The organism is Halochromatium sp. NSM3 (assembly GCF_059621085.1).
Window position 1 is genome coordinate 1 of sequence record NZ_JCAQIA010000048.1, and the last position, 21,709, is coordinate 21,709.

21 protein-coding genes and 1 pseudogene are annotated in these 21,709 nt (G+C 64.7%); 5 read left to right on the plus strand and 17 right to left on the minus strand.

Annotation, left to right across the window (positions count from 1 at the left end; genetic code table 11):
- Positions 1 to 118 precede the first annotated feature (118 nt).
- The 6 genes from tyrS to AC54T3_RS15615 form a co-directional block, all read right to left on the minus strand.
- Entirely contained in the window at positions 119 to 1,315 is a 1,197-nt protein-coding gene (gene tyrS, locus AC54T3_RS15590) for a tyrosine--tRNA ligase (RefSeq protein ID WP_496626207.1), read from the minus strand.
- Between the two features lie 467 nt (positions 1,316 to 1,782).
- Positions 1,783 to 2,136, minus strand: coding sequence for an iron-sulfur cluster insertion protein ErpA (gene erpA, locus AC54T3_RS15595; protein ID WP_201245990.1), 354 nt, complete (start codon positions 2,134 to 2,136; stop codon positions 1,783 to 1,785).
- Positions 2,137 to 2,195: 59 nt separating this feature from the next.
- Positions 2,196 to 2,987: a DUF6776 family protein gene (locus tag AC54T3_RS15600; RefSeq protein ID WP_496626209.1), complete on the minus strand. Its 792-nt coding sequence runs from the start codon at positions 2,985 to 2,987 to the stop codon at positions 2,196 to 2,198.
- A gap of 7 nt (positions 2,988 to 2,994) precedes the next feature.
- Positions 2,995 to 4,026, minus strand: a complete 1,032-nt coding sequence (argC, locus tag AC54T3_RS15605) for an N-acetyl-gamma-glutamyl-phosphate reductase (RefSeq protein WP_496626240.1) — start codon at positions 4,024 to 4,026, stop codon at positions 2,995 to 2,997.
- A gap of 36 nt (positions 4,027 to 4,062) precedes the next feature.
- Positions 4,063 to 4,425, minus strand: a complete 363-nt coding sequence (locus tag AC54T3_RS15610) for a HesB/IscA family protein (RefSeq protein WP_496626211.1) — start codon at positions 4,423 to 4,425, stop codon at positions 4,063 to 4,065.
- Between the two features lie 95 nt (positions 4,426 to 4,520).
- Positions 4,521 to 4,685 (minus strand): rubredoxin, encoded by a 165-nt coding sequence (locus tag AC54T3_RS15615; protein ID WP_496626213.1) that lies wholly within the window; start codon positions 4,683 to 4,685, stop codon positions 4,521 to 4,523.
- 165 nt (positions 4,686 to 4,850) lie between these two features.
- Here AC54T3_RS15615 and hemL point away from each other — a divergent pair, with 165 nt between their 5' ends.
- Both hemL and AC54T3_RS15625 read left to right on the plus strand, forming a co-directional pair.
- Positions 4,851 to 6,137: a glutamate-1-semialdehyde 2,1-aminomutase gene (gene hemL / locus AC54T3_RS15620; RefSeq protein ID WP_496626215.1), complete on the plus strand. Its 1,287-nt coding sequence runs from the start codon at positions 4,851 to 4,853 to the stop codon at positions 6,135 to 6,137.
- A gap of 103 nt (positions 6,138 to 6,240) precedes the next feature.
- Positions 6,241 to 8,241, plus strand: a complete 2,001-nt coding sequence (locus tag AC54T3_RS15625) for a VTT domain-containing protein (protein ID WP_496626241.1) — start codon at positions 6,241 to 6,243, stop codon at positions 8,239 to 8,241.
- 43 nt (positions 8,242 to 8,284) lie between these two features.
- Here AC54T3_RS15625 and AC54T3_RS15630 read toward each other — a convergent pair whose 3' ends face one another.
- From AC54T3_RS15630 to AC54T3_RS15670, 9 genes are all read right to left on the minus strand, one after another.
- Entirely contained in the window at positions 8,285 to 8,917 is a 633-nt protein-coding gene (locus tag AC54T3_RS15630; protein WP_496626217.1) for a flavin prenyltransferase UbiX, read from the minus strand.
- 48 nt (positions 8,918 to 8,965) lie between these two features.
- Entirely contained in the window at positions 8,966 to 10,411 is a 1,446-nt protein-coding gene (gene mpl, locus AC54T3_RS15635) for a UDP-N-acetylmuramate:L-alanyl-gamma-D-glutamyl-meso-diaminopimelate ligase (protein WP_496626218.1), read from the minus strand.
- A 23-nt stretch (positions 10,412 to 10,434) separates the two neighbouring features.
- A complete protein-coding gene (locus AC54T3_RS15640) occupies positions 10,435 to 10,953 on the minus strand; it encodes a hypothetical protein (RefSeq protein ID WP_496626220.1) in 519 nt (172 codons plus the stop codon).
- A 120-nt stretch (positions 10,954 to 11,073) separates the two neighbouring features.
- Complete coding sequence (gene lnt / locus AC54T3_RS15645; protein ID WP_496626222.1) at positions 11,074 to 12,645, minus strand: apolipoprotein N-acyltransferase; 1,572 nt, start codon at positions 12,643 to 12,645, stop codon at positions 11,074 to 11,076.
- 81 nt (positions 12,646 to 12,726) lie between these two features.
- A complete protein-coding gene (gene gloB, locus AC54T3_RS15650; RefSeq protein ID WP_496626224.1) occupies positions 12,727 to 13,524 on the minus strand; it encodes a hydroxyacylglutathione hydrolase in 798 nt (265 codons plus the stop codon).
- Between the two features lie 6 nt (positions 13,525 to 13,530).
- The gene (gene dxs, locus AC54T3_RS15655) at positions 13,531 to 15,462 is read right to left on the minus strand and encodes a 1-deoxy-D-xylulose-5-phosphate synthase (protein ID WP_496626226.1); all 1,932 of its coding nucleotides are present in this window, start codon (positions 15,460 to 15,462) and stop codon (positions 13,531 to 13,533) included.
- A 141-nt stretch (positions 15,463 to 15,603) separates the two neighbouring features.
- Positions 15,604 to 16,404 carry a glutaminyl-peptide cyclotransferase gene (locus AC54T3_RS15660; RefSeq protein ID WP_496626228.1) on the minus strand — a complete coding sequence of 267 codons (801 nt, stop codon included), beginning with the start codon at positions 16,402 to 16,404 and terminating at the stop codon, positions 15,604 to 15,606.
- Complete coding sequence (locus AC54T3_RS15665) at positions 16,405 to 16,752, minus strand: chaperone modulator CbpM (protein WP_496626230.1); 348 nt, start codon at positions 16,750 to 16,752, stop codon at positions 16,405 to 16,407.
- 4 nt (positions 16,753 to 16,756) lie between these two features.
- Positions 16,757 to 17,737, minus strand: a complete 981-nt coding sequence (locus AC54T3_RS15670) for a DnaJ C-terminal domain-containing protein (RefSeq protein ID WP_496626231.1) — start codon at positions 17,735 to 17,737, stop codon at positions 16,757 to 16,759.
- A 235-nt stretch (positions 17,738 to 17,972) separates the two neighbouring features.
- Between AC54T3_RS15670 and AC54T3_RS15675 the strand changes: the two genes are divergently transcribed.
- From AC54T3_RS15675 to AC54T3_RS15685, 3 genes are all read left to right on the plus strand, one after another.
- Positions 17,973 to 19,523: a 2-isopropylmalate synthase gene (locus tag AC54T3_RS15675; RefSeq protein ID WP_496626233.1), complete on the plus strand. Its 1,551-nt coding sequence runs from the start codon at positions 17,973 to 17,975 to the stop codon at positions 19,521 to 19,523.
- Positions 19,524 to 19,531: 8 nt separating this feature from the next.
- Entirely contained in the window at positions 19,532 to 20,659 is a 1,128-nt protein-coding gene (locus tag AC54T3_RS15680; protein ID WP_496626234.1) for a uracil-DNA glycosylase, read from the plus strand.
- 187 nt (positions 20,660 to 20,846) lie between these two features.
- Positions 20,847 to 21,173: a restriction endonuclease gene (locus tag AC54T3_RS15685; protein WP_496626236.1), complete on the plus strand. Its 327-nt coding sequence runs from the start codon at positions 20,847 to 20,849 to the stop codon at positions 21,171 to 21,173.
- An 84-nt stretch (positions 21,174 to 21,257) separates the two neighbouring features.
- Here the strand turns inward: AC54T3_RS15685 and AC54T3_RS15690 are convergent.
- Both AC54T3_RS15690 and AC54T3_RS15695 read right to left on the minus strand, forming a co-directional pair.
- Positions 21,258 to 21,494: pseudogene (locus AC54T3_RS15690) on the minus strand (IS3 family transposase); the annotation flags it as partial.
- Complete coding sequence (locus AC54T3_RS15695) at positions 21,446 to 21,709, minus strand: transposase (protein WP_496626238.1); 264 nt, start codon at positions 21,707 to 21,709, stop codon at positions 21,446 to 21,448. The pseudogene AC54T3_RS15690 and the gene AC54T3_RS15695, both read right to left, overlap by 49 nt.

The following is a 21,709-nucleotide window of genomic DNA, read 5'->3' on the forward strand; positions in this document are numbered from 1 at the left end:
GCTTCACCGTTGGAAGCAATTCGTCGCTGGGCAGACCGACAAGTATACGCACTTTCGAAAGAGTGTCAAACTTTTTTGGCCCGGATGTTTGCGGCTAGCGCTACCAGACCAAAACCAGCTAACTCAATGTCAATGTGACCCGTGCAAACCGACGTTTGCCTACTTGGAGCAGATGAGTGTGACCACTGAGGAAACATTGCTTGGCATCCGCCAGCCGTTCCCCGTCGACTCGGACGGCCCCTTGGCCGATGAGCCGAATCGCTTCGGAAGTACTGGAGACAAGGTTAGCGTCTTTGAGCAGTCTTGGCAATGGCAGACCCTCGCCCCCAGCCTCCAATGCCAGCTCGACGACATCATCCGGCACCTGTCCGCGCTGGAACCGGTTCAGGAAGGCATCGCGAGCAGCCTCCGCCTGCGAAGGGCCATGGAAACGCGTGACCAGGCTCATCCCGAGATCGATCTTGATGTCGCGCGGGTTGGCGCCCGCGTCGACGGAGGCGCGTAACGCCGCAAGCTCCTCGGGCGTGAGCGTAGTCAGCAGCTCAAAATAACGCCACATGAGCTGATCCGAGATCGACATCAGCTTGCCAAACATCTCGCCCGGCGGATCATCGATGGCGATGAAGTTACCGAGCGACTTCGACATCTTCTGCACACCATCGAGCCCCTCGAGGATCGGCAGCGTCATCACGACCTGCGGTTCCTGCCCCGCCTGCTCCTGCAACTGACGGCCGACCAGCAGATTGAACTTCTGATCGGTGCCGCCGAGTTCGACATCGGCCTCCAGTGCCACTGAGTCGTAGCCTTGGATCAGGGGGTAGAGGAACTCGTGCACCGCGATCGGCTGATGCTCACGATAGCGCCTCGAGAGAACGTCGCGCTCAAGCATGCGCGCAACCGTGTGCTGCGCCGCCAGCCGAATCAGCCCTTCGGCACCGAGCTGGCTGATCCATGTGGAATTGAACACGACCTCGGTCAGCTCAGGCTCTAGCACCTTGAAGACTTGCGCCTGATAGGTTTTGGCGTTGGCCGTGACCTCATCGTGCGAGAGCGGCTTACGGGTCACGTTCTTGCCGGTCGGATCACCGATCATCCCGGTGAAATCGCCGATCAGGAAGAGCACCCGATGCCCGAGATCCTGGAACTGACGCAGCTTGTTGAGCAACACCACATGACCGAGGTGGAGATCGGGCGCCGTCGGATCGAAGCCGGCCTTGACGCGAAGTGGGCGCCCAAGCGCGAGTTTCTTGCGCAGCGCCTCTCTAGTCAGCACCTCATCGGTGCCGTGCACGAGTTGATCGAAAGAATCCGACATGCGCCTCTCAGCCAAGGTTAGACATGCCTAGCCCGAACGCGCCCAGGCCAAACAAGAGAACCCTCAAGACTGCCATGGTCAGAAAGGGATTACCAGACCGAGAAGATGGAAAACGGCCTGAGCGTGGGCGCCGCACTTTCGTCGCGTCGCGGGCTTCTCTAAACTGAACCGAATCCAAGAGACCGCCTTGAACTTACGGGAACCGACTCATGCGAGACTACAAAAGCAGTGGAGGCTTCAGCCTGCGGAAGCGCCGGCGCTTCCCACGAGGACTGATCTTACTCGCCGTGCTGCTGATGATTGCAGCAGCAATCGGCTACGTCTTCATCGAATACCTCGCCAACCCAGCCGCCACAGCATCCGCGAGGCCGTCGTCGGGGCGGACCGCCATCCCCCTCCCGATTCCTGGTCAACAGGCGGAGCCTACCGCCAACGACGCCGACTGAGAGGCAAGCGCGTCCTAGCGGTCAGACCCCAAACGACGACCCACAACCGCAGGTCGTGGTCGCATTCGGATTGCGGATCACGAACTGCGCCCCCTGCAACCCCTCGGTGTAGTCGATCTCGGCACCGCTGAGGTACTGCAAGCTCATCGGATCGACCAAGAGCGTTACCCCATCGGTCTCGATCTCGGTATCCCCGTCTTGGACCGACTCATCGAAGGTAAAGCCATACTGGAACCCCGAGCAGCCACCGCCTTGGATGTAGACCCGCAGCATCAGCCCTGGCGTCTCTTCCTGCTCGATCAGCGTGGCGACCTTAGCGGCCGCCTGTGAGGTGAACACCAGCGGCGCATCAAGAGCAACGGCTTCTGTCATCATCGCATACCTCAGTAAAAGAGTTTGTCTCTAGGGGCATAGAATGGGGGTCTCGGACCAGATCATTCAACCTCGAGCCGCTCGACAAGCCCGCGCGCATCGAACACAGGACTCGGCAACAGGAGGGCATCGGACGCATCGGGCCATAAGAATGCCTCCGACGAGCGGGCAAGGGACACCCCCTCGGGCTCGATTTCGACGATCAAGCGCTCGGGTTCAGCCTCCTCCGGCAAGACGATATCACCGTCAATGGCCTGAAAATGCTCGAAATCGAGGTCGACTTCAGCCGGAGACGACCCCGGCAATGCATCCAGCGACAGTGTGCGCTCTTCGCCGCCAACCGTCACCACGACACTCAGCGTTACCCGCCCTCGCGTGCGCGCATCCTGCGGCACTAACTGGCTCAAGAGCATCTTGTAGCCATAGTGACCTGGTGCAAGCCCCTCGCGTAACTGAAGCTCCTTGACCTCAACCACCCCCAACTGACCATCCTGAACCAAGCGCTGCAGATAGGACACCCGCTTGCTCAGCAGCAAACGCTCCTGTTGCAGCTCGGCGAGCGACTGTTGAGCTTGCCGTTTCGCCTCGCGGTCCATCTGGTGAGCACGGGCCAGGCGAACGCGCTCCTCGCGTCCACGCGCCAGCGCTTCGGACAAGGACGCAACCTCGGCACGCAATGCCTCGGCACTCGCCAAGGCTTCGCCAGCGTCATAGCGCGCGAGCCCGTAGCCAAAAACGAAGGTCGCGCCGATGACCAGCAACCAGCCGAGCGTGACGGCCAAGCGAAACAGCGCGCGTCCGCAGCCGCGCACTGGACGGTAAGGCCCGACATTGCCTCGCGGATTCCAATCCACCGAATCGTTAGGGCGCCAATGCGGACAGCGCCAATCCGGTGGCCTCGTCCCATCCAAACATCAGGTTCATGTTCTGCACCGCCTGCCCTGCAGCGCCCTTGACCAGATTGTCGATCACCGACTGCACGACCACCACGCCCGCCCCCTGCGGCTCAAGCACCGAGAGCCGACAGAAATTGGTGCCACGCACCGAGCGCGTCTCGACCACGGAGCCAGCTGGCAACACATCGACGAATGGCTCATCGCGATAACGCGCCTCGAACAGAGCCTGCAAATCCACATCGCGTCGCACCAGGGGTGCGTACAGACTGGCCTCAATGCCGCGCACCATCGGCAGCAGATGCGGCACGAAGGTCAACCCGACCTCAACCCCGGTCGCCCGCTGCAAGTTCTCGCGGATCTCGGGCTGATGACGATGTCCGCCGACACTATAGGCCTTGAAGCTCTCGCCACACTCGGCCATCAGCAGCGCGGTCGATGCCTTGCGCCCCGCGCCGCTGACGCCGGATTTGACGTCCGCGATCAGTCGCGAGGCATCCACCGCGCCGGCCTCCAGCAATGGCAGCAGGCCAAGCGTGACCGCCGTTGGATAACACCCTGGGTTAGCCACCAGTCGCGCCTCGGCGATCGCCGCCCGACTGACCTCGGGCAGCCCGTAGACCGCCTCCTCGACCAACGCCGGCGCGGCATGCTCCATCCCATACCAATGCCGCCAGACATCCAGATCCTTGAGCCGAAAATCCGCCGCCAGATCGATCACACGCACGCCGGCCTCGAGTAGCACCGCAGCCTCGTTCATCGCCGTCCCGTTCGGGGTGGCGAAGAAGACGAGATCACAATCGGTCAGCCGGGCTGTTTCCGGTGTCGAAAAGGCGATATCGATCTCGCCGCGCAGCGCTGTGTAGTACTCGGCGACACTGGTCCCAGCGACCGAGCGCGAGGTGACGGCTGTCACCTCGAGCTGCGGGTGGCGCACCAAGAGGCGGAGCAGTTCAGAGCCGGTGTATCCGGTTCCACCAACGATGCCAACCTTCATCATCGCCACGTCGCCCGCCATACTAGTGCCGTCATCGGCTCAACCACAGCTGCCACCGGCGGAACCGCAGGTCCCGCAACCACCACCGGCCGACGGAAGATTATTGAAGACGAAGGTCGCACTGCCATCGCCCGGGTCGACGAAATCGATCTCGACGCCGCGAATATGCTCAAGGGTGCCATCATCGACCACAACCTTGTAGCCTTCAAAATTCCGGATGCCGTCGTTCGGGTTGACAACATCGGTAAAGGTCATCCCAAAGCTGATGCCACTGCAGCCACCAGAGGCCGCGTAGACACGTACACCCTGGATGGCATCGTCAACATCTTGAAAGAGTTCGGCCAGCTTCGCTTGCGCCGAGGGTGTCATGGACAGATCAGCCTCGGTCATGAGGTTCTGCATGATCAATGCTCCGATTCTGGATCGCTAAAACACTGCAATGTACAGCAGCCCCGCACCTCAGTGCCAGACGCGAGCGCCGTCAAACGACGCACGGCTCAGACCTCGACCATCTCGAAATCCTCCTTGCCAGCACCGCACTCCGGGCATTTCCAGGTCAGTGGCACGTCGTCCCAGGCCGTGCCAGGCGCAATCCCATCCTCGGGCCAGCCTTCGGCTTCGTCATAGATCAGCCCACAAACCACACACAGATATTGCTTCATCGTCCTCGCTTCGTCCTCGTCAGGGTGCCGGTTTCATGCTCAACCGCAGAGGAGTCAGGGTTGAGTCTCTGCTTTTCAACGCGCTCAGACCATGTCACGGTTGCCAAGCGTGCAAGGTCGCCAGACAATGGCCGGCCTTTCGAGAACCCATCCAGGAGCTAACCGATGTCCCGATCCCACGACCTCTTCAGCGCGGCCCAGCGCCATATCCCAGGCGGCGTCAACTCGCCGGTACGCGCCTTCCGCAGCGTCGGCGGGGACCCGGTCTTCTTCGAGTCCGCCGCCGGGGCCTATGTCACCGATGTCGACGGCAAGCGCTACATCGACTATGTCGGCTCTTGGGGGCCGATGATCCTCGGCCACGCGCATCCCGAGATCCTCGCCGCCGTCATCGAGCGCGCCACCATGGGCCTGTCGTTCGGCGCCCCGACCGAACTCGAAACCCTGATGGCCGACAAGGTCTGCGAGCTGGTTCCGAGCATGGACCTGGTGCGCATGACCAGCTCCGGCACCGAGGCCACCATGAGCGCGCTGCGCCTGGCGCGCGGCTACACCGGTCGCGACAAGGTGATCAAGTTCGAGGGCAACTACCACGGCCATGTCGACTCGCTGCTGGTCAAGGCCGGCTCCGGCATGCTCACGCTCGGCGAGCCGAGTTCCCCCGGCGTGCCCGCCGCCCTGGCCGAGCTGACCCTCACCCTGACCTACAACGACATCGAGCAGGTACGCCAGACCTTCGCCGAGATCGGCGATCAGATCGCCTGCATCATCGTCGAGCCCGTGGCCGGTAACATGAACTGTATCCCGCCCGTCCCGGGCTTTCTCGAAGGACTGCGCGAGGTCTGCGATGAGCACGGCGCGGTGCTGATCTTCGACGAGGTCATGACCGGCTTTCGCGTCGCTCGCGGCGGCGCCCAAGAGCACTACGGCGTGACCCCGGATCTGACCGCGCTCGGCAAGATCATCGGCGGCGGCATGCCGGTCGGCGCCTTCGGCGGCAAGCGCCCGATCATGGAGCACATCTCGCCGCTTGGACCGGTCTATCAAGCCGGCACCCTGTCCGGCAATCCGATCGCGATGAGCGCCGGCCTGAAGACGCTGGAGCTGATCTCGGAGCCCGGCTTCCACGACCGCATCGCCGCTCAGACCGAGCGCCTGACCAGCGGCCTGGAAGCGCAAGCGCAGGCGGCTGGCATTGCCCTCAGCACCAACCGCGCCGGCGCCATGTTCGGCCTCTTCTTCACTGACGCCGGTCCGGTCACCAACTACGCCCAGGCCATCGCCTGCGATCAGGACCAATTTCGCCAGTTCTTCCACGCCATGCTCGATCAGGGCGTGTACCTCGCGCCCTCCGCCTTCGAGGCCGGCTTCGTCTCCGGCGCCCATGGCGATGCCGAGATCGAGGCCACGCTGGAAGCCGCCGGCAAGGCCTTCACGGCCCTCGCGCGCTGAGCCCCTGACCAGCCGATCCCGGCCGATCGATCAGGCCGAGCCAGCGCTCGCCATGCCCCCTCCATGGCGTCACTGCCGCCTGCCACGAGGCGTCTGATGCGTGATGGAGGTTCTCTTCACCCCCCTCTTCGACTGGATCGGCGCCAACCCCGCCTGGACCTATCTCGCAGTCTTCCTGGTCGCCTTCGCCGAATCGGTCGCCGTCGTTGGCATGATCGTGCCGGGCGTGATGCTCCTGTTCGCCGCTGGCGCGTTGATCGCCACCGGCGAACTCGCCTTCTGGCCCACCGTCACCTTGGCCATCGCCGGCGCCATCAGCGGCGATAGCCTGAGCTACTGGATCGGCGCCCGCTATCGCAACCAGATTCGCGCGCACTGGCCGTTCAACCAGCATCCGAAACCCCTCGATCGAGGGGTCGCCTTCTTCGAGAAGTACGGCGCCATGAGCGTCGCCTTCGGTCGTTTCGTCGGCCCAGGTCGGGCCATCATCCCGCTGGTCGCCGGCATGATGCGGATGCCGCGGACACGCTTTGCCGCCGCCAACATCAGCTCCGCGATCGCCTGGGGGCCGGCCTATCTGGCGCCGGGTATCGTCTTCGGCGCCTCCCTCAAGCTCGCCGCCGAGGCCGCCGCGCGCCTCGCCATCCTGATCCTCATCCTGAGCGCGCTGCTCTGGGGCGCGGTCTGGCTCGCCCGGCGGCTGTTCTTTCTGCTCAGCCCCCACGCCTCGCGCTGGGTGCAAGCCTGGCTGCGCTGGATCGATCTGCATCCGCTGTTCGGACGCACCGCGCAGGCGCTCGCCGACCGCCAGCATCCGGATGCCGCGACCTTGGCCGCGCTCGCCCTCGCGCTCGTCGCCGCCGCCGCCATGCTCGGTATGTCGCTCAGCGCCGATCTCTTTGGTGCCCAGGATCTGCGCATCAACCAGTTCGCGCTCGACCTCAGTCAAAGCCTGCATACACCGCTGGCCGATCAGCTCATGGCCGCACTGAGCCGCCTCGGCGAGCCGGTGGTCACCATCCCGTTGGTCATCGCCATCCTCGTCTACCTGCGTCTGAGTGGTCAGCAGCGTGCCTTGGAATACTGGCTCGCGGCGCTCGCGTTCACCCTCTTGGCCACGCCCACGCTGGGCTGGCTGGTGCGCATCCCGCGACCCGAACTCGGGCTCGATCTGCGCTGGCCCTGGTCATTTCCCAGTGGCCAAGTCCTGAGCGCCACCGTGCTCTATGGCTTTCTCGCCATCTCGCTCTCGCGGCCCCTCGCGGCGCGCTGGCGGTGGACGCCTTACGCCCTCGCTGCCGCGCTCGTCACCGCCGTCGCGCTCGCGCGGCTCTATGTCGGCGCCGCCTGGCTCACCGATATCATCGCCAGCATTGCCCTCGGCTTGGTCTGGATCGCGGCCTTGGGCCTGATGTTTCGTTGCCATACCGAGCCCCTCGAACAGGCCGCCGGTCTCGCCCTGGTCACCCTGATCGCCGCCAGTGCCGCCTTCACGGCCGCCACCTTGACGCAGCAACAGCTCGACATCGCGCGCCACCAAGCGACCCGGCCGCCCACCCACATCAGCGAGGCCGAATGGCGCGCGCGCCAGGATCTGCCCATCGCCAGCCACCGCGAAGACCTCTGGCATCGCAATCGACGCCCCTTCGATATCCAATACGCCGGCCCACTCGATCGCCTCACCCAGGCCCTCGCCGGTCACGGTTGGGAGCGCGCCGAGATGCTCGCTTGGAACAACGCGATCAAGCTGCTCTCGCCCTCGCTGCCGCTCGCGCAACTGCCGGTGGTCCCGCATGTCCACGACGGGCATCACGACGATCTGACGCTGGTCAAGGATCTCCCGAATGGCCGACGATTGGTGCTCCGGCTCTGGGACACGCATAGCCTGATCAGCGCCAGCGCGCCCGTCTGGGCCGGCAACGTCACTGAAGTGGTCAAGCATACGATCGTCGACCTGCTAGCGCTGCCAACCACCCTCCCCGTCGATGCGATTGGCAAGAAAGACTGGCTCCCCGACTTCGAGCAGATGCCGACCATCGCCATGGACTTGGGCACGCCGATCCTGCTCGCGCCCAGGGATCTCGGGTTGCTTTCGGCTCAGTGAGCCAACCGTGCTGCCATTCAATGCGACCCTCGCGGACGGCTTCTCAGGACTCCGCGCCCCAACGCGCCGAGAGCTGATGCGCCACACCGAGATGATCGAGCACCCGCGCGGCCATGAAGTCGATGACCTCGTCGACGCTTTGCGGATTGAAATAGAAACCGGGATTCGCGGGCATGATCACCACCCCGGCCCGCGCCAAGCGCAGCATGTTCTCGAGATGGATGATCGTGAACGGGGTCTCGCGCACCACCAGGATCAGCTTGCGGCCTTCCTTCATGGTCACATCGGCGGCGCGGTCGATCAGATCTTCGCTCAGGCCAGCGGCGATGTTGGCCAGGGTTCCGGTCGTACAGGGCACGATGGCCATCGCATCCGGCGGGTTGGTGCCGCTCGCCACCGGCGCGGTCCATTGCTGGCGACCAAACACACTGAGCTGCTCAGGTTGCGCACCTAAATACTTCGAGAAGAAGCGCTCGGCCTCCTTTGGCCGACTCGGCACCTCAAGCCCCGACTCCATACGCAACACCACCTGCGCCGCTTGCGAGATGAGCAGATAGACGCGCACCTCGGCGTCGATGAGGCCCCGCAACACGCGCAGGCCATAGCCCGTCCCCGAGGCGCCGGTTAGGGCAATGGCGATGGTCTTATTCCAGCGGGTCGACGTCGGTTTGGTCATGCAAGACTCGGGCGGTAGCACTGTCGAAAACAGTTTTCTTAAATGACGTCAGCCGCTCACTGCCATCGTGCGGATGCGATCGAGTATCCGTTGGTGGATACTGCCGAACCCGCCGTTGCTCATGACGAGCAGATGATCCCCCGGGCGCACCTCGGCGGTGGCAGCGGTCAAGACCTGATCGAGATCCGCACAAACACGCAGACGCTCACCGAGCGGGGCCAGCGTCGTGCTGGCATCCCAGGCTAGGTCCGGCGGGCTGTAGACCACCACGCGCTCGGCCATCTCCAGCGAGGCCGCCAGCGCGGTGCCATGGATGCCCATGCGCATGGTATTCGAGCGCGGCTCCAGCACCGCGATGATGCGTGCCTCGCCGACCTGGCGCCGCAGCCCGGCCAAGGTGCTTGCGATCGCGGTCGGATGGTGAGCGAAGTCGTCATAGACGCGGATGCCAGCCTCGGACCCACGCAGCTCCATGCGCCGCTTCACGCCCTGAAAGCGAGCCAACGCCGAGATCGCCCGCGCAGGCTCGATGCCGACATGCTGTGCCGCAGCGACCGCCGACATGGCGTTTTGTACATTATGTAGTCCAATCTGCGACCACTCGAGCAGCCCCTGCGGCTGCCCCTGGAAAAAGAGGCGAAACGACGAACCATCGGCCGCACAAAGCTCGGCCTGCCAATCACTGCCAGGGGCATCGCCGCCAGCCCCATCGGCGGTAGGGCGACCGGAGCCGATATCGGCCGCATCTGGCAAGCCAGCGGCCGCGACTCCAGTCGACACGCAGGGTGTCCAGCAACCCATCGCCAAGACCTCGGCGAGCGCGGCATCCTGCTGCGGATGGATGATCCTGCCGATGCTGGGCACGGTACGCACCAAATGATGGAACTGGCGCTGGATCTGCGCGAGATCATCGAAGATGTCGGCATGATCGAACTCGAGATTGTTCAGCACCAGGGTGCGCGGACGGTAATGGACGAACTTGGAGCGCTTGTCGAAGAAGGCGGTGTCGTACTCGTCCGCCTCGATCACAAAATATGCCCCATCCCCAAGCCGCGCCGAGAGCCCGAAATCCAACGGCACGCCGCCAATCAGAAACCCTGGCTTGACGCCAGCGGTCTCCAGAATCCAGGCCAGCATGCTCGCTGTCGTGGTCTTGCCGTGGGTTCCCGCCACCGCGAGCACATGGCGACCGCGCAAGCCCTGCTCGGCCAGCCATTGCGGCCCGGAGGTATAGGGCAGATCGCGATCGAGCATCGCCTCGACCACCGGCAGCCCGCGTTTCATCGCGTTACCGACGATCACCCGATCCGGTGCCGGGTCCAGATGCTCGGCAGCGTAGCCTGGCATCAGCGCGATGCCGGCGGCCTCGAGCTGGGTGCTCATCGGCGGATAGACGTTGGCATCGGAGCCGGTCACCCGATGGCCAAGCGCGCGTGCGATCAGCGCGAGGCCGCCCATGAAGGTGCCGCAGATACCGAGGATATGCAGGTGCATCACAGCGTCCTTAAAATCGATCGTTAGCCGGCGCCATTGATGAGACCGCTGACGATCATGAACGACAGCAGATCAAAACCGACCGCGATCGCCACGCCCTGCGGCAGGGGCAACGCGAAGGTGTGACGCAGGATATGCCCCGCCGCCAGGATGCTCCAGACCACCAGCAGCAGGAACAGCATGCCCGCGAGCGCGAGCAGCCCGCTCTCGGCATTCACCGGCCGCGCCAGACCAGCCGGCAGCAAGGCCAGCAAGGTGATCAAGGTATCGACCCCGATCAAGGCCGTTGCGGTCTGCAAGAAGCGCGCGCGTCGCTCGAGCAGACTCAGCGCCACCCACAAGGCGCCCAGCATCAGGGCCAGGTCGAGCAGACTCTGCAACAGGGCGCTACCGAGACCGGCCTCGGCCGTCAGTGCCAACAGCAGCCCCGCGCCTAGCCCGACCACCAACACCACAGAAAACAAGGCTGGCGATGCCGGCAGCTCTTGTGGCGCACGACGCAACAGCGCGAGTTCAATGAAGAAGTTGATGATAACGAGCACAACAGCACTTCCGAGACGAGGGTCGAGCCAGGCATGATAGCGACGCGACCGCCCGCAGGGAAACGCCGCGTTGTCCTGACGCACCGCCGCGATGCCGTTGGGCGGCGACCTTGGCGCTCGCTAGCCCTCTCGATTCTGCCCGGTCTTGACAGGCTGCGAGCGCCAACCCCCTTGGATGCCCAGCGCGAGCGCCGCGAGCAACATCAGACCCGCGATCGCCAAGGGCAGCCGACTGCCAAACCGAACAAAAGGCGTCGCCCCCGCGCGCGCCTTCAACGTCCCGGTGAGCGCCGCGCGTTCAAACAGTGGCAACCGAGCCCGCACCCGCCCACGCGGATCGATGATCGCCGAGATCCCGGTGTTGGTCGCCCGCACCAACCAGCGACCCGTCTCGAGCGCGCGCAAGCGCGCGAATTGCAGATGCTGATGCGGCGCCAGCGAATCGCCGAACCAGGAATCGTTGCTGACATTGATCAGGAAGGCGGCTTCCGGCAGCGCCTGCCGGACTTCCTCCGGGAACACATCCTCGTAGCAGATCGAGACGCCGACCGGCCAACCGCCCACCCGCAGCAACGGCCGCCGCGCTTGGCCGCGGCTAAAGTCGGACATCGGCACCTCGAACCAATCGATCAATGGCCGCAACTGCGCCTTGAACGGCAGGAACTCACCGAACGGCACCAGATGGCGCTTGAAGTACCGATCCTCGGCGCTGCCCAGGCTGACCAGGGCGTTGTAGTAGCGTCCATCGGGCTCCATCACCGGCAGCCCGATCACCACCTCGCTGCCAGCCGCGCGTGCCGCCTCGCCCAGGGGCTGGATCAGCACCTCCTCGACCCGATGGAGGAACGCCGGGATCGCGGTCTCCGGCCAGACGATTAAGTCACTGTCCAGATGCGCCTTGGTCAGCGTCAGATAGATATCCAGCGTCGGCAGCAGCCCGTCGGCATCCCATTTCACCGCTTGCTCGACATTGCCCTGGATCACGCTGACCTGGATCGACGACCCCTGCCCCTCTGCATTCGGCGTCGGTCGCGTCCAGTCCAGTTGCCAAACCAGCCCGGAACCCAGCCAGAGCAGCAAGAGACCAGCCAGCGCACGCGCGCGAACTCGGCCGCGCCAATGCCAGAGTCCCCAGAGCAGTCCGCCGGACAAGGCCACTGCCAGGCTCAGGCCGTGCACTCCGAGGACTGGCGCCAAACCACCGAGCGGTCCATCAAGCTGCCCGTTACCGGCAAACAGCCAGGGGAAGCCGGTGAACAGCCAACCGCGCACCCATTCCATGAGCACCCAGAGCGCCGGCAACAGCAGCAATGGCCCGACCCAAACCGCAGCACGCTCGCGCAACACCCGCGCTTCGATCAACCGGATCAACCAGGCCGTGAGCCCGTAATAGAGCGCCATCACAGCCACGAACACCAGCATCAGCAGGTTAGCGATCGGCGCCGCCATGTTGCCGAACTCGTTCAGGCTGATGCGAACCCAGGCAACGCCAACGCCAAACAGCGCGATCCCGAACAGCCAGCCGATCCCGAAGGCACTAGCGCCAGTGCGGCCGCGCAGCGCCTGATAGAACCCGAGCAGCGAGAGCACCGCCAGCGGATAGAGGCCGAACGGCGCGAAGGAAAACACCATGAGTGCGCCGGATAGCAGCGCCAGCAACGCTGACAGCCATCCGTCGCGCAGCGGCTTCATCGAGGCCGAGCCCGAAGAAACCCATCGAAGACGAACATTGGGCTGATCAGTCTGGACAGCCTCGAGCCTGCGCGCTCAGCGTCAATCATAGTGCGCATCCTTCCAGCGGCGCAGCGCCGTAAACACCTGCGCCTGTCCATCCAGCGGCGCGCCGGCGAAGCGCTCGGCGGCGGCGATCACTGCGGGTTCTGCGGTGCGCAGGAACGGATTCACCGCGAACTCCTCGGCCAGGGTCGTGGGCACCGTCGGCTGCCCTTGGGCACGGCGTTGTTCGGCGGCGGTGATCGCTGCTGCTACGGCTGGGCTGTCGGGCTCGACCCAGCGCGCGAAACCGAGATTGGCCAAGGTGTATTCATGGGCGCAGTAGCAGCGCGTCGACGCTGGCAGCTCAGCAATCCGCCGCAAGGAAGCCGCGAGCTGCTCGAAGGTGCCGTCGAAGACCCGCCCGCAACCAGCCGCGAACAGGGTATCGCCGCAAAACAGGCTGTCCTTGCCCCGGTAGGCGATGTGCGTCGCGGTATGCCCGGGGACCGCCATCACCTCAAATTCGATATCGAGCCGCGCCATATCGGATCCCGCCAGGCTGACTCGATTGCCATCGGCCACCACGCGCGTCAGCCCCGGAATACGCCGATCCTCCGGCCCAAAGACCTCGGCCTCCGGCCAGAGCCGCCGCAGATCCGCTAGACCGCCGATGTGATCCGCATGGTGATGAGTGATCAGGATCGTATCCAACCGCAGCCCATCGCGCCGCAGGCGCTCGATCACCGGCTTGGCCTCGCCCGGATCGACGATGGCACAAGACGCCCTATCCGGCCGATGCAGTAGCCAGATATAGTTGTCCTCAAACGCGGGAATTGGCTCGATGATCAGACTCATGCCCGCTCAACCCGCGCTCGCCCCTTTCAGGCGCGTCTGCTCCAGCCCCAAATCGCGCAGCTCGGCGCGCACCGCCTCCTCAATGCCGGCATCATCGAGCCCACAGGCGGCGAGCTGCTGCTCATGGCTAGCCTGATCTTGGCAGCGATCCGGCAGCCCCAGATGCAGGCAGCGCACCAGCACGCCCTGCTCGGCGAGCAGCTCCGACACCGCCGAGCCGGCCCCGCCGGCCACCGCGTTCTCCTCGACCGTCACCAGCAGTTGATGGCGCTCGGCCATCTCCAGAATCAGCAGATCATCAAGCGGCTTCACAAAGCGCATGTTGACCACGGTCGCATTCAAGCGCTCGCCGACCGCCTCGGCGGCGGCGACGCGACTGCCGAAGGCCAGCAGCGCCACATCCTGCCCCTCACGGCGGATCTCGGCCGTGCCGATCGGCAGCAACGCCCCGCCGGTCTTGTCCACGGCGACCCCAGGACCATTCCCGCGCGGATAGCGCACCATCGCCGGGCCATCATGGGCATAGGCGGTCTCCAGCATCCACCAGCACTCATGCTCATCGGCGGGCGCCATGATGACGATGTTCGGCAGCGGGCGCGTGTAGCTGTAGTCGAAGGCACCGGCGTGGGTCGGGCCATCGGCACCGACCAGCCCGGCGCGATCGACCGCGAAGGTCACGTCGAGCCCCTGCAGACAGACATCGTGCACCAGCTGATCGTAGCCACGCTGCAGGAAGGTCGAATAGATCGCCACCACCGGTTTCATCGCCTCGCAGGCCATGCCGGCGGCCAGCGTCACCGCGTGCTGCTCGGCGATGCCGACGTCGAAGTAGCGCTCCGGGAAGCGTTCCGAGAAGCGCACCATGCCCGAGCCCTCGCGCATCGCCGGGGTGATCGCGAGCAGCCGCGAATCGGCCTCGGCACGCTCACAGAGCCAGTCGCCAAAGATCTGGGTGTAGCTCTTGCGCCCGCCCTTCTTAGGCACCGCGCCGGTCTTCAGATCAAAGGGGGTCACACCATGATAGGTGGTCGGTGCGTGCTCGGCCGGCTCATAGCCATGGCCTTTCTGGGTAATCAGGTGCAGCAGCCGCGGGCCGGGCATCTTCTTCATGTTGCGCAGGGTCGCGACCACCGCATCCATATCATGGCCGTCCACTGGGCCGATGTAGTTGAAGCCAAGCTCCTCGAATAACGTGCTCGGCATCACCATGCCCTTCACATGTTCTTCCCAGCGACCGACCAGCTCGCGTAGCTGCGGCATCCCGCGCAGGGCGGTCTTACTGCCTTCGCGCATCCTGGTATAAAGCCCGCCAGAAAGCAGCCTGGCCAAGTGGCTGCTAATGGCGCCCACCGGTGGCGAGATCGACATCTCGTTATCGTTGAGGATGATCAAGACATCGGGATCGAGCGGGCCGCCATGATTCAACGCCTCGAAGGCCATGCCGGCACTCAGCGCACCATCGCCGATCACCGCGATGATCTGGCGCTGCTCGCCCTTCTGCTTGGCCGCGATCGCCATGCCGAGCGCGGCGCTGATCGAGGTGCTCGAATGCCCGACACCAAAGGTGTCGTAAGGGCTCTCGGTGCGCTTCGGGAAGCCCGACAGCCCTCCTTGCTGGCGCATCCGCGCCATCCGATCACGCCGACCGGTCAGGATCTTGTGTGGATAGGCCTGATGGCCGACGTCCCAGATGATCCGATCATGCGGCGTATCGAAGACATAATGCAGGCCGATGCTCAGCTCGACCACGCCGAGCCCCGCAGCGAGATGGCCGCCAGTGCGCGACACACTCTCGATCAAAAAACCACGCAGCTCGGAGGCGAGCTGTTTGAGGTCGCTACTCGGAAGCAGCCTCAGATCGGCGGGGTCATCGATGGTCGAGAGCAGCGGAAAGGGATGCTCGGAGGCACTGGCGGAGCCGTTTGGAATATCGGACATGCTGGGATAACCGGATCGTCGATCAAGCGATAGGGGCGAAGCGGCTTGCGGAAAACAGCGATGAATCCCGATGAGCCTGCCCGGATTCTAGTGCATCATCGCGCGCCCCGCATTGTTACGACTCAGGTACCCGCTCCAGTTTCAGTCGGCGAGCGCATCGGAGACCTCGATCCGAAACAGCCAAGGCCAGCGTTTTCCGGTCACCAGCAGATGACCGGTCTCGCGCTCGAAGGCAATCCCATTGAGGACTTGCTCATGTCGGCGCGGTTGCTCCTTCGGCCAGAGATGGCTCAGATCCACATAACCCAACACCCGACCATCCGCCGGATCGATACGCACTAGGTGATCTTGGTACCAGACATTCGCCCAAACCTCGCCGCCGATGAATTCGAGTTCATTCAGGCGCCGCACCGGCTGGTCGCCATCCATCACCCGCACGCGTTTTAGCTCGCGGCCATCGACGGGATCGAGGAAGCGCAGCTCGGCACTGCCATCACTCATGATCCACTGCCGGCCGTCGTGGGTCAGCCCCCAGCCTTCGCCCGTGATCGTGAACCGAGCGCGCGGCTCCAGGGTGGCACGCGCGTAACGCAAGCCGACACCAGCCCGCCAGGTCAGTTGGATGAGTTCATCCCGCCACTCGGTGATGCCCTCGCCGAACCAGCGCGCGGGCAGATCGACGCGCTCCAGCACGCGCCCCGTCTCGAGGTCGACGCGACGCAGCGAGGATTCGCCATAGCCGCCGGTGCCCTCGTACAGCACGCCATCGGCGAGCACCAAGCCTTGGGTAAAGGCGTCGGGATCGTGTGGATAGCGCGCGATGACCTGGGCTGAAGCGACCGGTGCCTCAAATGCCTGCGCCGCCTCAACGCTGGCCCCCGTGACGAGCCCCGTTATGAGTCCGATGATGAGCCAGGCACCGCCGCCACCCCGCCAACCCACTCAGCTCGTCCCATCGGCGTCATCGAGGGCACCGAGCTGATGCTCGAGGCAACGCACCCGGCTGCGCAACCACTCGACCTCATCGAGCAGATCCAACGCCAGCGCGGTGCCGGCCAGATTCAGCTCCAGATCCCGCTGCAGGCGCAGCGCGCGGCGCGTGCGCCGCACCTCGATGCCGGTGAAGCGCCATTGCTCCGGGGCCGCGCCACGCGGTTGCAGCATCCCTTCGCTGACCATCGATCGCACCTGCTCCAGGCTCAGGCCGCACACCTGGGTCAACTCGGTCACCGTCACCACCGTGCGCTCATCCAAGATGATGCCTTCCAGTGCGCTGATGTTCGTCGACATGGGCTCAAACCCCCAGCGTTGCACGCGGATTGAAGGACGTGAAGTGCTCGGCCATGGTCTCGAAAGCCGCCCGCGCCTCGGCGCTATCCGCCGGCGGATTGCGGATCTCGAGCTGCACGAAGGCATCGCCAGCGGGCTTGCCAGGCAGGCCGCGACCCTTGAGCCGCAAGCGCTGACCGCTCTGCGAGCCAGCCGGGATCTTGAGGCTCAGGGTTCCGCCGAGCGTCGGCACCGGCACGCTCGCCCCACGCGCCGCCTCCCAGGGTGCGATCGGCACTGTCAGATGGATATCCTTACCCTCGGCGCGAAAAAACGGATGCGGCTCGAATTCGACCTCGAGGAAGAGATCGCCCGCCTGAGCACCGCCGCCGAATCCCGCGCCGCCTTGACCCGCCAGCCGGATCTGTTGCCCCTCCGTAACGCCAGCCGGGATGCGGACATTCAGGGTCTTGGTGCGGGTCGCCACCTGGCCCTGGGCATCGATCTCCGGCACCTCGAGCCGCAACTGGCGCGTGCCGCCCTTGTACGCCTCCTCGAGCGAGATGCGGATGCGCGCGCTCTGGTCGGAACCACGCCCGGCGAATGGATCAGCATGCATACCGGCACCACCAAAACCGCTGGAACGGCCGGTGCGACCACCGCCCATGCCCCCCATACCAAAGATACTGGAGAAGAAGTCGCTGAATTGGTCCGCTTCCTCCCGCGAAAACCCATCACCGCGCCCCCGCGCCCCGCCACCGGGGGGTGGGCGGAAGTGATCGCCCGCTTGCCAACCGCTACCAAGCGCATCGTATTGCGCCCGCTTCTCCGGGTCCTTCAAGACCTCATTGGCCTCGTTAACCTCCTTGAAACGCGTCTCGGCATCCGGCTCCTTGCTCACATCCGGATGATACTTGCGCGCCAACTTGCGATAAGCCGCCTTGATCTCGTCGGGCTTCGCCTCGCGCGAGACACCTAGGATCTTGTAGTAATCCTTGTATTCCATCGTGACTTTCGACTCACAGAACGATTCGATCGCGCGCTGTGGGATGAGGCAAGCGCACCACCTTTGGATTCAGCCCCGATGGTAACCCGATGCGCGCCCGAACCACAGTAGGGAGGCTTCGCTCATCGGCAACACCGAGCGACGAGGGTTAGAATCGCTATTAGCCATCCTGGTCCAAACGCGATAGACGGCGATCCCGCTCGCGCGAGCCCAACCTACTTCACCGAGACCCATCATGACCGACAAAGAACCGTTGATCATCTTCGACACCACGCTGCGCGACGGTGAGCAGAGCCCGGGCGCGTCGATGACCCGCGACGAGAAGGTGCGCATCGCCACCGCCCTCGAGCGGCTGCGGGTCGACGTGATCGAGGCCGGCTTCCCGGCCGCTAGCACCGGCGACTTCGAGGCCGTGCAGGCGGTCGCGCGCGCGGTCAAGGACAGCACCGTCTGCGGCCTTGCGCGCGCGCTCGAAGGCGACATCGATCGCGCCGGCGAGGCGCTCAAGGACGCCAATGCCGGGCGCATCCACACCTTCATCGCCACCTCGCCGATCCACATGGAAAAGAAGCTCAAGATGAGCCCGGACCAGGTGGTCGAGCAGGCCGTGATCGCGGTCAAGCGGGCGCGCCAGCATTGCGACGATGTCGAGTTCTCGCCCGAGGACGCCGGTCGCTCCGAGATCGATTTCCTGTGCCGCATCCTCGAGGCCGTGATCGACGCCGGCGCGCGCACCATCAACATCCCCGACACCGTGGGCTACGCCGTGCCGCATCAATTCGGCAGCCTCATCGCGCAACTGCGCGAGCGCGTCCCGAACGCCGACAAGGCGGTCTTCTCGGTGCACTGCCACAATGACCTCGGCCTCGCCGTCGCCAACTCGCTCGCCGCCGTCCAGCACGGCGCCCGCCAAGTGGAATGCACCATCAACGGCCTCGGCGAGCGTGCCGGCAACGCCGCGCTGGAAGAGGTCGTGATGACGGTGCGCACTCGCCAAGACTACTTCCAGTGCGACACCCGGCTGGACACCACCCAGATCGTCAACTGCTCGCGCCTGGTCTCGGGCATCACCGGCTTCCCGGTGCAGCCGAACAAGGCCATCGTCGGCGCCAATGCCTTCGCCCATGAGTCCGGCATCCATCAGGACGGCGTGCTCAAGCATCGCGAGACCTACGAGATCATGCGCGCCCAGGATGTCGGCTGGCAGCAGAACCGGATGGTGCTCGGCAAGCACTCCGGTCGCAACGCCTTCCGGGCGCGGCTCGAGGAGCTGGGCGTGCAGCTCGCCACCGTCGAGGAGCTGAACGAGGCCTTCCGCCGCTTCAAGGATCTGGCCGACAAGAAGCACGAGATCTTCGACGAAGACCTGCAGGCGCTGGTCACCGATGCCACCCTCGGCAGCGCCAACGAGCGCGTGAAGCTGGTCTCGATGCGGGTCTGCTCCGAGACCGGCGAGACCCCGCGCGCCGATCTGGTCCTGAGCGTCGATGGCGAGGAAGAGCCCGGCACCGCGATCGGCGGCGGCCCGGTCGACGCCTGCTTCCGCGCCATCGAGTCGATTGTGAACAGCGGCACCACGCTCAAGCTCTACTCGGTCAACGCCATCACCAGCGGCACCGATGCCCAGGGCGAGGTCACGGTGCGGCTCGAGCGCGGCGGCCATGTGGTCAACGGCGCTGGCGCCGATACCGACATCGTCATCGCCTCGGCCAAGGCCTATCTGAACGCGCTCAACAAGCTCAGTAGCGCCAGAGCGCGCGCCCACCCGCAGACCGGTGATGTTTGAGGGCCGCCATGGATGAAGCACGCCGTTTGCACTATCTGGCGGCGATGGGCATCCAGGTCTGGCAGCTGCGGGCCGCAGCCGAGTCAGCTGGAGCGCTGGAGCAGGCTTCGGAGTCGGAACCCGAGCCGCAATCCGCTCATGAACCCGAGCAGGAACCACGAGCGGCCCTGACGCCAAACCCGAAGGCAACGACCGGCGCGACCGGTGCGCAGGCGGCGTTGCAAGCGATCGCGCGGGCGTCATCGGCCCGCAGAGCCCCAGCCGAGGCGTCCGCGGCGAAGCCCGAGTCGCCACCGGCCGGCACGCCAGCCTCCGCCCAGCGACCAGCTCCGACAACCCCGCGCCCAGCGCCGCCAACGCATCAAGTGCATCCAGCGCCAGCTCAGGCAGTCTCCCCGTCGCCCCCCGACGCACAGGAACCCCCGCCCTGGCTCGACGAACCTCCCCCCTGGACGGATGACGAACAACCGCCTGTGGCAATCGAGCCAGAGCACTATTTCGCCGCCCACGACCAAGGGCCAGTTGCCAGTGCGACCGAGGATCAGCGCGAGATCGCCGGCATGGACTGGGATGCGCTCGCGGCCCGCGTCGCCGAGTGCCGGCGCTGCCCGCTCTGCGAGACCCGCACCAAGACCGTCTTCGGCGTCGGCAATCGCCATGCCGAACTGCTGTTCATCGGCGAAGGACCCGGCCAGGACGAAGACCAGCAGGGCGAACCCTTTGTCGGCCGCGCTGGCAAGCTCCTCGACAAGATGCTCGCGGCCATTGGGCTAGAGCGTGAGCAGGTCTACATCGCCAACATCGTCAAATGCCGCCCGCCCCGCAACCGTAACCCCGCGCCTGACGAGGCCACCGCCTGCCGTCCCTACCTCGAACGGCAGATCGCGCTGATCCAGCCCAAGCTCATCGTCAGCCTCGGCGCCGTCTCGGCCAACAACCTGCTCGACAACAGCGAGGCCGTCGGCCGCATGCGCGGTAAGCGGCATCATTATCAGCCCAGCGATGGCGCCGAGCCGATCCCGCTGCTGGTCACCTATCACCCGTCGTATTACCTGCGAAGCCCGGCTGAGAAGGTAAAAGGCTGGCAGGATCTGCAGCGGATCATCAAGACCAGCCGGGAGCCATCTTCTTCTTAATCCGCGCCCGGCTGATTGGCCGGGCGATGCCAGGTATATTTTAACTTGCGCGCGTGCGGTGATGAAGGCACGTACTAGGCTCAGGCAAGGCGTTAAAGGGGGTCGGTATGAGTCAGTCTGATGTTTCCGTGTATCTACCAAAGGATTTTGGCGAGCTTTCAGCGGATGAGCAGGCTCGTGTGCTGGAGTGGCTGGGCCTTGCTCAAGATGTGGCGACAGAGGGGGCTGGTCCGGTGTTGCGAAGGAGGGTGATCGGTTGATCTTGGTGCAGTGCAAGCGCTACGCCTCCGAGCACCTGGTGGGGCGTCCAGCGATACAGCAGTTCAAGGGCGTGATCGAGGAAAACGACGCCGATCTAGGCGTGTTCGTGACCAGCAGCGCGTTTACTGCTCACGCCCAGGAGAGTGCTGCAAAAAGTCGCAAGCTGCTATTGATCGATGCCGCCGCCCTGTGGCGTTGGCAGACTGAGGGCCTGCCGGTGCCGTTAGTCGGCCCCGGCGGTAATACGTTATGAGTCTTTTGGTGGGTCTGGCGGCAGCTTAAATAAACCAGGTAATCCCCGGTGAATGTCAAGCATGTTGTCGCCTGCAGCATGGTTTCACGCGGCCCTATTGACCGGTGTGGTCTCGAGCGCTCGCTGCGGATTGAGCGAGACGACCTTGATGGGGTTCCAGTTGCGGGTGTTGCCACTCCAACGCGCTGGATGTTTGTCCCGAGCGGCCTGGTTGAGTGCATGGCGCTGAGCCAGGATGGCCCGCTCCTCGCCGCGATGCCGCGCCTCCGGAGTCACAAAGCGAATCTCGCTGTGGCGATGCTCGGTGTTGTACCAGCTGACTGCTTGTCTGGCTCAGCCAGGCGTGCAAAGAGGGTCCACCCGTTGTAAACCAGTGCGGTGATGCGCGCCATGAAGCGGCAGCGCTTCAGATCGCGGGTGGTAAAGCCACCCCAGCCCCAGTGGTGCTTGAGCTCATCAAAAGTGTTCTCACAATCGGCGCGGTCGCGGTACAGCCCGGCAACGGTGAGGATCTCGGACTCCAGCGAGGTGACCAG